The sequence below is a fragment of the Aquimarina callyspongiae genome, assembly GCF_034322225.1.
Taxonomy (GTDB): Bacteria; Bacteroidota; Bacteroidia; order Flavobacteriales; family Flavobacteriaceae; genus Aquimarina.
Map to the genome: position 1 here is coordinate 1113967 of NZ_JAXLPA010000001.1, position 13707 is coordinate 1127673.

Sequence of the window (13707 nt, forward strand, 5' to 3'; positions counted from 1 at the left end):
CATGAATATAGATGAAATAGAATCCATAGGAGATGCTCACATTTCTAATAATGTAGAAACTCCTTTACGAAGTGACGCCTTTAAAAAATCTGATGATGATAAAATCAAAAGTATTCAACATCATTTTTCAGAAATAATGAAAGAATTAGGACTTGATTTGACCGATGATAGCCTCTCTGGCACGCCTTATAGGGTTGCCAAAATGTATGTAAAAGAGCTCTTTTATGGTTTAAATCCTGTGAATCGCCCTCACATCTCAACTTTTGAGAATAAGTATAAGTATCAAAAAATGTTGGTAGAACAAAACATTACCATTGATTCTGCCTGTGAGCATCATTTTTTACCTATCGTCGGTACTGCACACGTAGGGTATATCCCAAAAGATAAAGTAGTAGGGCTATCCAAAATTAATAGACTAGTAGATTATTATTCTCATCGCCCTCAGGTGCAAGAAAGACTTTGTTTACAGATCATGAAAGACTTACAACAAACTTTGGAAACAGAAGATATAATTGTGGTCATAAACGCCAAACACCTTTGTGTTTCCTCTAGAGGGATTAAGGATAAAGGTAGTTTTACTACTACTATTGAGTATGGAGGTCAATTTATTGAGCCTTCTCTTCGAAATGAGTTTTTTGAGATTATTAAAAAGAGTGATAATTAGCCCATAATTTTATTTAAAAAGTTTGATCTCTGTCTTCTATTCATAATGTAAAAAACCGACTTATTAAGTCGGTTTTTTTGTTTTTAGAGGAATTGATAATCCCTTTAATTTTCGATATGCTTAAGAATTTTTTCCATAAATCCTGGTGCAAATACATTTTCACCTTTTAACAATTTATGCCACACCTGTTCCTGTGCCTCTGGTGTTTGTATTAGATTAATGTCTATCATCTCATGAGTTGCATCCTCAAAAAGATGGCTTTTGTACTCCTGGTTATTATTTTGTTGAAATATATTCTGAAATGTAATAATGCTTTCTGAAGTGTCTACATTTTCATCTTTATCTCCAAAAACGGCTAAAACAGGGACTTTTACCTTCTTCAAATCCTCTTCAATATCTGTTTCGAAGTTTTTTACTACAAAGTTCCATCTTTGTGAATCTATTAGAGGAAAAGCATTTTTTATATAGTCGGGTTGCTCCTCGAAGTTAGCTTTATATTCGTTATATGCATTCTGTTCCAGGTATTCTATTCCAGCATCAGAATAAGCTTCGCAATGTAAGATTTGTTCTTCAGAATATCCTTGATTTAACAGTTTGACAAGTGTATGATATTTTCCTTGTCGCAACCAGTTTACAGCTGCGGATTGCAAAATTATGGATGAGACATCATCTGACATTCTGGATACTTTAGGAACAACCCAACCTCCTTGGCTTATCCCCCAAAGTATGATCTTACTTGTGTTTATATCATCTCTTTGTTTTATGTAATTTATAGCCGATATCACTTCTTTTGCTCTATCGTCCATATTCTGATTCAGCCAATCTCCTTCAGACTCTTCCACTCCCTGCTTATCCCAGGACAAGTACCCTATTCCTTTTTTAGAAAGTTCTTTCCAAAAATATTTGTAATACCCTTGTTGAAATCTATCTGCTGGTCCATCTCCATGAACAAAAATTACAATAGGAAAAGAAGACCTGTTTTGAGGTTTCCCAAGAATACCTTTTAAAAGAAAACCCTCATGTTTAAATTCAATATTCTCCTCTATAGTTTTAAAGGTCTCTGGATCTGATTTTGAACACCCAATTATTAAAAGATAAAAAAGAAAAGCCATTAGTTTAAATCGTAGATTCATGTTGTTTTTGTTTATATGATTGATAAATGCATAGAATAAATTAAACAAACAACCAAAAGTCATAACTTAAAAAGTCGTTATATACCAAGCTATTTCTGATTAAAAACTTTACTAATTTTCAATTATTTATTTAATCAATTCTATGTTGAAGATCTAAACGTAATACCATTTTCTCCCTGAATCGTTTACTCCTATAATTCTGGATAAAAAAAATGTATCGAATTATAGGGAAGAGACAATTAATGATTACTTCAAGGGTATATAAATAAAGATTCTTGGTAATGAATCAATTGTAAATTGTAATAAAAACATCAGGAGTCTCTATAAAATATAAGTACATCTTTTTCTTTTTTTAGTTTTTAAGATGTAAATACTTGTATACGGCTGTAAAATCTAATTCTCCCAAACCGTATTGTCTGGCTTGCGCAAAAATTTCTTTTGTTATGTTAAGACTCGGAGAAGCTATTCCGTTCTCATAGGCAGAAATACTTGAAAGGTGTAAATCTTTCAGCATCAATTTTAAGGGGAAATGAGTATCATAATTAGCGTTCTCTAATCTAGATCGAATAGATGATATCAATGGTGCCACACCTGGCGTATTTAATAGAACATCAAAAAGATTTTTTTTCTCTAACCCCATTGCCTCTCCTATAATCAAAGCTTCTGAAAAAGCCACAAGAGACTGCCCCAAAAGTTGATTAACCAGCATTTTCATAGCGGCTCCATTACCTACTTCGCCAAGATGTAATGTTTTTTTACCCATACTATCAAGTAGAGGTGCAATCTCTTTAACTGTATTCTGATCACCTCCTACCAGAAATACCAATTCTCCTTTCTCTGCAGGTATGGTTGTACCCATAACCGGAGCATCCAGATAACGAATCTCATACTCTTTTGACATCCGTTCTATTTCCCTAGAAAAAGATGGATTAACAGTACTACAGTTGATCCAAATGCTATTTTTTGATAAACCATTAAACAAACCTTTTTTACCAGTAGCAACTTCTTTAACCACTTCTGGCGTAGAAAGCATGGTAATAACAATATCTGATTTCTCTGCCACCTCCTCAGCAGAATTAACCCAAATAGCTCCGTTTTTAATTAAATCATCTGCTTTTTTCTTTGTTCTATTTGTTACAATAAGTTTGTAACCTTCTTTTTGTAGATTGGCAGCCATACGGCTACCCATAATACCTAAACCAATAAATCCTAGTTTTTTCATTTTGTATATTTTAAAATCATATACAAATGTCTTTCTTAGTCAAGGGAGTAAATTTTCAAAAAATCTAAAACTTGTGCTTTTCGATCAAAAGATGTTTATCCGAATAATAATAACCTTACATCATTTATCTTTTTATAGCATCACTATGAGTCAAGATCTGACACTAAATGATATTAGAGCTTAAAGTAAGTATTATAATAACCTAAAGTAAAAGTTGTTTATATACACCTCTACTTAAGGGTAATGTTTCTTTGCTAATTAATTCGATACTATACTTTCCTCCACCGTGTTTGATGATTCTTCTAATTTTATCCTTGCAAACAATGTATGATCTATGAATTCTAATAAAATTATCTGGTAGGATTTTTAGTAGTTTCTCTAAATTCTTGTCGTGTAAAAAACTTTTATTTTTGATAGTATAAATTTGAGAATAATTCCCAGAAGCTTTAATGAAATCAATATCTTCAATCGCAATTAAATCTACAATGCCTCTAGATTTTATCGTTAGATACTTTACTTTTTCTCTATACCCAATATTATTATTCAAAAACCGATCTATGGCTATTTTAAATCTTTTTTCTGAAATAGGTTTACTTATAAAATCAAAAACCCCAAAATCAAAGGCATTAGAAGCCTGATCGCGATTGGCTGTAATAATAATGGTATAAAAAGAGGAAGCAGTTGTAGTTTTAAGAAGATCAAAACCGTCTTTTCCATTTAGGTTCAAATCGAGAAACAACAGATCATAAGTATCTTCTGTTATACATAGCTTTGCATCTTCTAGTGTATGTGAAATTTTCACAAAACATTCTTTCAAATACATTTTTGCAAGATCTGAAATACGCTCTGCCACAAGAGTAACATCTTCTACAATTAATATTCTCATTGACATTGTTTTATCTCGATAATGGTTTCCCAACCATTTTCTAGTTGATTCGAATATAATTTCCAACGTCCGGGATAACATTCTTCTAAACGTGATTCTATATACTTTAAGCCTGTTCCTGATGTGTTTTGTTTTTTTAAAGAAGGTTTTGATTTGCCGTCATTGATCAGGTAATATTTTATTTTTGAGTTAGTTTCTTCTTTCTTTAGAACAAAGTATGCATCTTCATTTCCAGAATATCCATGTGTAATTCCGTTTTCGACAAGGGTATGAATAACAGCTGGTGGTATCATTTCATTTCCGTTAAGACCTTTAGTTTCCATAACATAATTAGCTCTCTGTTGGATACTCATAATTTTTAAATGAATCTTACACATATCGATTTCTTCTGTCAGAGGCACCAATTTTTTCTTGCTCATCGTTGTCAATAAATGAAACTCTTCTGATAATGCTTCAATCATTTGACTAGCATTTTCTGGATCTTTAGAAACTAGCTGTTGTAAAGACATTAATGAGTTCATTAAAAAATGAGGTTGAATATGTTTTTGTAGAAATTGATATTCTAAACGTTCTAATTTCAATTTGGCTTCATTAAGTGTATTTGTTTTATCTAATATACTCTTAGCGGATGTAAAGATCATGACCACTGCAAAAATGATCATCCCTAAATTATCAATTTTATATACAATAGAAGTAATTATATAATTCTTATATACAATATCATACCCTTCAATTAAATCATACTCGTCAATAAAATTAAGGGTAAATAAAACAAATAATGATCCTGTGATAAGATTGCTTTTTTTGATTCCTTTTAATGAGGCTATCAAACTGATTGCAAAAGGAAGAAAACTCAATCCCACTGCTGCAGAAATCCCTATTACTTGAGTCAATACATATATTGCAAAGAAAACTAATAATGAAATAACTAATTGTTTTACGCTAAAACGATACTCAAAATATAAAACGAATAAAAGAATAAAATAAACGAGGTATTCCAGACCACTTCTTAAGGCATAACTATGTATAAAAGAAACTGACGGAGTTAAACCATTCCAGTACAACACCTCATAACCTACTAGTGCTAAATTGATAAGAAATAAAATTGCCAATACAATAAATACTTCTTTATGATTTAATGAAAAATAGAGTACAAGATTAATGAAAACAGCAAATAAAAAAACACCACAAAACAAAATAGGAGCTGTAGAAAAAATTGCTGTGGTTTTATTAAAATCATAAAGGCTACCTAACGACAAATCTCTAAATACAGCTCCTTTCTGGTATCGATAATTAGAAAATAGCACTTCTATTGTATTGATACCATCTAAAAGAAATTCTTTAGGAATCCTCTTTCTTACCAGGTTTTTGCCTATAATTTTGGCTTTTGATGATTCTTCTACTACACCATTTTTAAAAAGTAAATTACCGTTTACATAAACGGATGCAGCATTAATATTAGTACGAAACTGTATCCAAATATCTTTATCGTTTACACCATTATCAGAAATTCTAAATACTGACTCTAAGAACCATATATTTTGTTCCTGACTCACTAAATTATAAATCCCTTCAACGTTTAGATTATTCGCTACAAATATTCTATCGATTCCTTTGAATAGGGTTGAAGTTTTATACGTTCCCAAATCCATCACGTCTCCTGTATAATCAGGTATTTTATCCTGACCATTAACCACGTTGGAAGATAGTAGTATCGCAACAAGAAAAAAGATGAATTTCAAATTTTACTTTTTTTAGGTAATTATCAATTACTAGTTGTCTAAATTTCTTTTGGGAAATCAAATCTCATCTAAGATTTCGATAACTATTATATGTTTTAAAGTTTATTTTTAGCTCTTTTGATATTTTTTATATAAATCTCAATTGATTCTTTTTTGTTCTCTTTTTTAGCCAAAGCATATGCTTTTTTATACATTTTTAAAGCTTTTCTCATATTTCCTGATTTTTCGAAGGCTTCTCCCAAACTATCATATGTATTAGCTGATTCTGCATATAATTCCGTAGCCAAAGTTAATATATAAATTGCCTCTTCATATTTATTCTGTGACAGGTAACGGTATCCCATGCTGTTTAAAACTCTTTCATCGGGTTTTGATGCTTCTGAATATGATATTTTTTTATTTATTCCATAAGCTAGCCAATTTCTATAAAATAAAATATTACCTCCTAACAACTTAGATTGAGGGTAATAGTGTTTCACCAGTTTCACTACTTTTTCAAAAACTTCAAGGTTCGCCTCATAATTCACAAAATAATTACCCATACTAGCTAACTCTTTTTCTTTTGGGATTATTTCTTCTTCAAATTCTAGTGATATTGAATCAAAATGTCCAAGTAAATCATCAAATGACATTTCTTCATAATTCTCTATAGTTAGTTTTAAAGGATCATATAGTTTTTTAAATGCTAAATGTTGACCAATAAAAGGAGAGGTTTGATGTCCATCAACTTCTAAAAAATCAAAATCATATCGCAATCCAGAAGGCGCATAATTAACAAACATTTGTCTAATTTCATTAAAAGCATCAGTCATCTTATAAAACTCGGAACCACCAACATTCATATAAAAATAGCTATTCAGGTCCTTATTCCTTTTTAGAAATTGATATAGCAATTCTCTTTGTTTAGGTATATGATGAGAGGATGGACTAAATGCAAATCGTGCTTTAAATAGTTTTGGATTTTTGATCAAAGAATGCATAATAAACAGTCCGCTATTAGAATGTCCTGATAACATTCTATAGTGTGTACTTCTATAATCTTTATCCACTAAGGTAATCACTTCTTTTTCAATAAAACTCATAAAATTATCGGCTCCTTTATTTATTTTATCAGTATCTCTAAAAAAGGTTTTATAATCTCTATTTCTTTTTCCTGTATGAGGAATAGAAACAAGGATCATTTCTGGAATATGTCCCTTTTGAGATAGATATTTATAAATAAACAAAGTATGTTCGAGAAGGTTTTGTGCATCCAGAATATATAAAACCGGATATTTAGAATCTACAGAACGATAATAGCTACTAGGTAAGTGAATCCCAATGTTTCTGGTTTCTTTGAGAAACTTAGAATCTATTGCTTTATTAATTTCATATTGATTATTTTCCTTTTGCTCTTGACTATAAACACTTTTATGCGAGGAGATTAATACTAGTATTGAAAAAATTATGATATGGCTTACTTGCTTCATTTCCTTAAATTTTAAAATGGATAAACAAGAGTATCAATTATCAATAAAAATCATCATTATAAATTGGTGAATTGCACAAGGGTTGGATGAATGTCATATTTTAATAGTTAGGGACATTATCTATCAAGTGTATTTTAAACTTTCATTTTATCTAATGAGTAAAAAACGCCCACGAAAACGAATCTCTGGTTCCAGAACTAAAATTATTTTCTTCGGTATTTAATAAATCCAAAGAATTGAAATTTATATTTAATCCTTTACCTATTGCTTTACTATACGCTTCTTTTTTGGTCCAGATATGATAAAAATATAATGCCTGATCCTTTTGGTTTTTTTGTTTATAGAGCATCAGTTCTTTTGGTGTAAAAACACTACTAACTAAAGCACTTAGATCGTTTTGATAATCAATATATTCTATATCGACCCCGATTTCGGCATCTTCTATAAGACCAATCATTAACACTTGCTTAGAATGACTTATATTAAATCTCCATTGTGTATTAGATATAAAAGGTTTTTTATATCGACTATATTCAAATTGTATTTCATCCGGTTTTATTAAAAGCTTTTTAGAAAGTTCTTTTCTTAACAAAACGCGCTGTATGGTGTAACGTTGTTGATCAATAGTTTTTACAAACTTTCTGGATTTTTCTTTTTCGGTTTTAGACAGGTACAAATGTGCATCATCTAAAAGATTTATATGTTCATCTGTATCAAAAAAAAGTATTTCAGGTTTTTTCAAAACGCCTAATTTGGTTTTAAGAAGTTGCATAAAAATAAAATATTATTTGTTATATAGATTTATGCTGACCGAATACTTATCGTTTTATCAAATTTTACAAAAAATAAAGAATTAAAAAATCAATGATATATAAAAAACCACCCAAAAAATTGGGTGGTCAATAGTTGTAAAATTAAATCTTACCACAGCCCCTTATCTCTGTAATAAGTATTCACAACTCAAAATATTTATGGTGTGTTTATTTTTTGATGAATTATAATATCTCTTATACTCGAGGTCTTGTAAAATCAAATAATACTAAAAATAGTCTGCTGAAGATTTCTTTTAATGATAAAGAAATCCCCGGCAGCATTTATTATAAAACAAACCAATAATTACATCGAACATATTACTTTTTAGTAATTCGTTGGATGGCTTCTTGATTTCCAGAAGTAATTTTCAGAAAGTACACACCTCTGGCAAGATTAGAAGTATTCAACTGATAACGACTGACTGCGTCTTGTTCTATACTTTTAATTATACGACCGCTCATATCTATCACTTCGATGGTATCCATAGGGTTTTCTATGGAATCAATATAAAGCAACCCACCAGTTGGATTAGGATATACCGTGATTCCTTTAGCTAATATATTGTCTTCCAAACTTAATGGGGGTACTATATTGACTGTTCGTATTACTTCTATTGCATCGTTACAAGACAAATCTGTAGCATTATAGGTTACGCTATAACTTCCTATTACATTCGTATTGACAGCAGAGTCATCAATTACTATTGTAGATCCATCGTCTGTGGTAGCTCCTAATTCTACATATATATCTCCTTGCGCGATTTCTTGAGGATCAGCTCCTGTTAGTGTAATCACTGGGGCTGTTGTATCTGTGGTAGTAATCGTGACTGTTGCGTTTTGCATAGAAACGTTACCGTTAAGATCAGTAGCAGTAAGCGTCACGATATTTGCTCCTAAATGCGTGCAATCAAAATCTGTTTGTGAAGCTACCAGTGTATCTACACCACATCCATCTAAGATTCCTGAAGTTGGTATAAATGCCACAACATCATTTGTAGTAGACCACTCCACTCCATTTCGTCCAGGTACTATAATTGCTGCAGTACCGTCTATATTTTCAAGGCCTTGTGTTTTATTATATGCTAAGTCTGGAATGTTTGTTGCATGAATTTCAATACGGTTAGAGGTTTCAAAAAGTTTTACCTGTGTTGTGGTTGTAAACAAAGCATCATCAACATGTGCTACATTATCAAAATCTATAATTAAAATTCGGTTTGGTGCCGTACCTATAGTTTCATAACGAATAGTTCCTCCTTCATTTGGATCATAGTCATCCCAATCGAAAGCAATTAAGTTATTTGGTTCAGTAGTGTCCGGAAGTACTTGCCCTTCACAACATCCATCATCACTATTAGCTGTAAAAGTGATAAATCCGTTAGAAGAGATATAAAAATCATTATATATATTTCCGTAAAATCCAAATTCAAAACCAATCGGTAATGCTATTGATACCTCATCATCAAAAAGGAATATCCTTTTACCTGTAGCTGAAATATCTTCTCTATTTAATGTTCCTGTTTGGTCCACTGTGTAATCAGCTGCTAATGGGTCTGAACCTAATAAATCATTTGCTGATAATGATGCTGTTCCTGCTGCATCCAAAACCAAGGTCTGATCCTGAGTACTAAAAGTAGGCCCTTCTTGATCTACCACAGTCACATCATAATTACAAGATACCGTAGCTCCCATATTATCCAGCGTATCATAGGTAAATGTATTGGTTGTTCCAACAGCTAAAAAGGTCCCACTCGCGGGGCCTGAAGTTTGGTTTGTTGCACAAGGAAAATTGTAGGTAATACCACAAGCATCTGTTTCTGCCTGTAAAGTTACGTTTCCTGGACAAGCTGGTATGGTTACCGTAATAGTAGTAGTACATATTGCTTCATTACCATCTTGATCTTCTACGGTTAATGTTACTAAATTATCGCCTATGTCTGCACAGGTAAATACTGATTTGTCCAAAGAAATTGCTCCAATTGAACAGTTATCAGTAAAACTCTCTAATAGATCAGCAGGTAGAAGTGTTACATTACCTGTTTCATCTAATTCTATAGAAAAAGGTGCTACACACTGAATTATTGGATCTATTGGGTCTGTAATATTAAAATTTACCCCAGCATTTGTTACATTTCCATTTACATCTGTAGCAGTAATTGTTACCGAATTAAATCCTGTATCATTACAATTAAAATCTGTTCGACTAATAGTCGTGCTCATAATGCCACAATCATCGGTAACTGTTGCATTTAATGCTGCTAAATCTATTGTTAGCGCTCCATTGCTATCCAATTCAAGATTTAAAAAAGGTGCTGGCGGAGGTACATTTATAACTGGTGGGGAATCTACAATCGTTACCGTTACATCAATGGTGATACTATTATTTTGCTCATCGGTAGCAGTAAATTGTATGGTGTTGTCCCCAATATTTGCACAGGTAAAATCTGTTTGACTTAGACTTAAGTTTATGTTTGCTTCAGCACTACAATTATCTAAAAGTGCAAACCCAAAGTCTGTTGGGTTCACTGTTACGTTACCTGTATTGTCTAAGGTAGCTGATAGCATTGTTTCACCAGCTGGCGAAAGATCACCACGAACCCAAACACGATGAATGGTACTTTGTGTATTTACCGCATTATCGTCCACTTCCCAACGGCTTCCATTAGTTCCTCCACCACGAATTCCCCAATGGAATTGTCCACTACGCCAAAATGGAAACTCAGTTAAAGCATTATCACCCTGGCTTGAAAACACATTTATAGCCTGAGCCGGAATATTAGCAGTATGTCCTACTAATGCTGTGAAATTGCTAGGAATATTGATTCCTGCAAAGTTACCTAAACCTGTTTTAAGGTAGTCTAATCCATTAGCATAAGACGTTTTAAAATTAATAATACGGGTATGTCCTGTAGTTTCGCCATAAAAACGCACTTCTTCAAAATCTATAGCAGCTGCTAGCGCATTACCCATGTGTCCCCAATTGGTGGTTCCTGCTTCGTTATCTCCAACGGTTGAAGAGCCTAATAACGGAAGATCCGTATTTCGCACTTGTAATGCAGAGTTATCACCTGCAAGATGTACGTAGTTGAGAACCATCAACCAACCTCCACCATCGGTATCGTTGTCTAAAACACCTTGAAAGGTGTTACTGTTAAACTTAAAATAATAGATACCACTGGGTACACTACCTACAGTAGTTTGTAATAAGTTTCTAAATGGATTTGCCATGGTTCCATCACCGACATTTCCAAATACGGGTACTGTTGTATCTTCTCCTGGTCCACACTGAGCATACGAACCGTATACAGTGATTAGAATTGTTGCTAAAGAAAATAATAGTTTTTTCATAATGAAAGGGGTTTAAGAATGTTGATTAAGTTTATAGTAATTCTGTGCTGTATCTAGTACAACTAAGTTTTGAAATACCCTATTTTTTTTAATCCACACTAAAGGTTATTCCATCCAGGGATACCCAATTTTGATTGACATCAAATCCGGTAGCGACCAACACTGTTCCATTGGCATTAACATCAACACGTATAGATCCATTCTCTGTCTCGACGGAAAAGATGCGTGTTTTTGTAGGGCGAAATCCAACCGGTAAGGTCATAATAGTATCTGCATTGTTAATGGCTGCGTTCTTTCTACACATTCCTTCGAGATAGACAATGTTATTTACTTTTCTATATCTTGGGTCCTGAAAGTTGGTTACGCCAAAAGCAGCATTGTAATATTCCCAGCCTTCGATAGCATTTAAGGTCAAAGCTGTGAAGGCTCCAGAAGCTTCTGTATTATTTGTCCAGCTGTAATTACCGGCACCATCTGTTTGTAGCACTTGTCCATTAGTTCCTCCCGCTGGTAAGGTTGTTCCAGATGTTGGCGCATCAGCCCAACTTACAACACCCGAACCATCTGTAGTCATAATTTGGTTGGATGTGCCATCTTGTGACGGTAATGTATATCCTACTCCAGCTCCTGCATTATCACCATCAATCGTTAATGAACCATTTAAGGTTGTATTTCCGTTTTTTAGCATCACTAATGCATCACTTCTTGAGGAGCTACCGCCACCATTACTATCTGCATCTCCATTACCTATAACAAAGAGTCTATCTGTAGGTACCCAATTATTCAAATCTCCAGAGACTATAGTATTATGTGTTCCTATAGTAATTTGCTCTTTTGACTGTGCAAGTGTTCTATAACCTATAGCCACAGAACGCAAGCCAAGAGCGGAAGCTGCATAACCTAAAGCCACAGATTCATCACCTAAAGCACTGGTAAATGTACCTAACGACACAGAAGCTGCACCACTAGCGCTAGCACGCCTACCTAATCCAATAGAAAATTCTCCAATACTTGCATCATCCCATTCATTACCTTCTGCTATACCAGCGCGAAAAGCTCCTTTACTTTTATCAAAAAATAGTCTTCTATCGTTATCTGTATTTCCCGTATCTCCTAATTGAGTACTACCAAACACAAAATCATCTGTTGCAATTGTTCCGTTTGCATTGCTTGTAACATTTGAAATTGTAGATAATGCCCCACTCGCTGCTGTCCAAGACACATTTCCAGAACCATCGGTGGTCATCACCTGATTGGCAGTACCATCTTGCGTGGGTAAGGTATATGATGTTCCAGCTCCTTGATTATCTCCATCAATGGTTAATGAACCATTTAAGGTAGTATTTCCATTTTTTAGCATCACTAATGCATCTCTTCTTTGTAAAACTGATATCCCATTACCAATTACAAAAAGGCGATCTGTACTTTGGTACGAGTCCTTTGTACCGTTTATCTCCGTATTATTCAAACCGATAGCTGTTTCTGCAAGACTGCCCGCATGGGTCGCAAAACCAATGGCTGTAGCTCCTAATCCTGAAGAAGTATTAGAAGCGCCAATTGCTGTGGAACCAGAATAATCTATCGTATTGCTTTGTCCTAAAGCCAAACTTCCTCGACTAGTAATTGTATTTCCTCTTCCTATAGCCACAGATTCTTCTGCTGTAGCACTTAGATTATTAAGGTTTCCAATGGCAATAGCATTAAAACCAGCTGCAGTTGAATTTCCCAGAGCTATAGATTCTTCTCCAACATTCACATCGTCCCATTGATCTCCAGGTTCATTATCCTCCGGATCCTGAGGATCAAGATCTCTCAATTTTCCTACGCGAAAAGCTCCTTTGCTTTTATCAAAGAACATTTTGCTGTTATCATTTATGGTCGTTGGATCATTATCTAATTGTGTACTCCCGAATACAAAATCATCATTAACAATATCACCTGGAGTATTGCTGGTAACATTGGCTGTTGTAGTAAATACTTTATCTCCAGAATTAGCTGCAAATAGTGCATAGGGTACTTGTTGTAGTTTAGTCGTTCCTATACTGGTATACGTAGTTCCGCCAGTAATATCTACAGCAATACCAATCCATTGGTTTTGCAGGTTCCAATTAATAGTACTAAAGATCTCTGAAGTTGTTCCAGTTCCTACGACTAAAGATATAATTCCTTGAGCAGAGGAAATTACTGTATGAGTTTCGGTATATACTACTGTATCGGGTCCAACTCCTTCTAAAATCTGGACCTGAACTCCTATAAATTGATTTACAACGGGATCTCCGCCAGCATTTCTTATGACTGCCTGATAATTAAAGGATTGAGAAAATCCTAAGGTACTTAACAATAACAAGATGATGAAAGGGGTATTTTTTTTCATTCTAGAATAGTTTTTATTTATTTCTATCTGTTGTGCATTTTGATTTTTTTGATTCTAAAT

The 13707-nt window shown here is 33.4% G+C and carries 9 protein-coding genes; 1 reads left to right on the forward strand and 8 read right to left on the reverse strand.

The window, feature by feature from the left end:
* Position 1 precedes the first annotated feature (1 nt).
* On the forward strand, positions 2–664 hold the full coding sequence (gene folE, locus U0D62_RS04645) for a GTP cyclohydrolase I FolE (RefSeq protein ID WP_322194859.1): 663 nt from the start codon (positions 2–4) through the stop codon (positions 662–664).
* A gap of 104 nt (positions 665–768) precedes the next feature.
* Here the strand turns inward: folE and U0D62_RS04650 are convergent, their stop codons facing one another.
* The 8 genes from U0D62_RS04650 to U0D62_RS04685 all read right to left on the reverse strand — a co-directional run bounded on the left by U0D62_RS04650 (position 769) and on the right by U0D62_RS04685 (position 13647).
* Positions 769–1797: an alpha/beta hydrolase family protein gene (locus tag U0D62_RS04650; RefSeq protein ID WP_322194158.1), complete on the reverse strand. Its 1029-nt coding sequence runs from the start codon at positions 1795–1797 to the stop codon at positions 769–771.
* A 352-nt stretch (positions 1798–2149) separates the two neighbouring features.
* Positions 2150–3019, reverse strand: coding sequence for an NAD(P)-dependent oxidoreductase (locus U0D62_RS04655; RefSeq protein ID WP_322194159.1), 870 nt, complete (start codon positions 3017–3019; stop codon positions 2150–2152).
* A 202-nt stretch (positions 3020–3221) separates the two neighbouring features.
* Entirely contained in the window at positions 3222–3905 is a 684-nt protein-coding gene (locus tag U0D62_RS04660) for a LytR/AlgR family response regulator transcription factor (RefSeq protein WP_322194160.1), read from the reverse strand.
* Complete coding sequence (locus U0D62_RS04665) at positions 3902–5647, reverse strand: sensor histidine kinase (RefSeq protein ID WP_322194162.1); 1746 nt, start codon at positions 5645–5647, stop codon at positions 3902–3904. Before U0D62_RS04665 ends, U0D62_RS04660 begins: the two co-directional genes overlap by 4 nt.
* 95 nt (positions 5648–5742) lie before the next feature.
* Positions 5743–7116 (reverse strand): alpha/beta hydrolase-fold protein, encoded by a 1374-nt coding sequence (locus U0D62_RS04670; protein WP_322194163.1) that lies wholly within the window; start codon positions 7114–7116, stop codon positions 5743–5745.
* Positions 7117–7267: 151 nt separating this feature from the next.
* A complete protein-coding gene (locus U0D62_RS04675; protein WP_322194164.1) occupies positions 7268–7888 on the reverse strand; it encodes a 4'-phosphopantetheinyl transferase family protein in 621 nt (206 codons plus the stop codon).
* A 358-nt stretch (positions 7889–8246) separates the two neighbouring features.
* Positions 8247–11273, reverse strand: coding sequence for a T9SS type A sorting domain-containing protein (locus tag U0D62_RS04680; protein WP_322194166.1), 3027 nt, complete (start codon positions 11271–11273; stop codon positions 8247–8249).
* 88 nt (positions 11274–11361) lie between these two features.
* Complete coding sequence (locus tag U0D62_RS04685; RefSeq protein WP_322194167.1) at positions 11362–13647, reverse strand: hypothetical protein; 2286 nt, start codon at positions 13645–13647, stop codon at positions 11362–11364.
* Between the last annotated feature and the right edge of the window lie 60 nt (positions 13648–13707).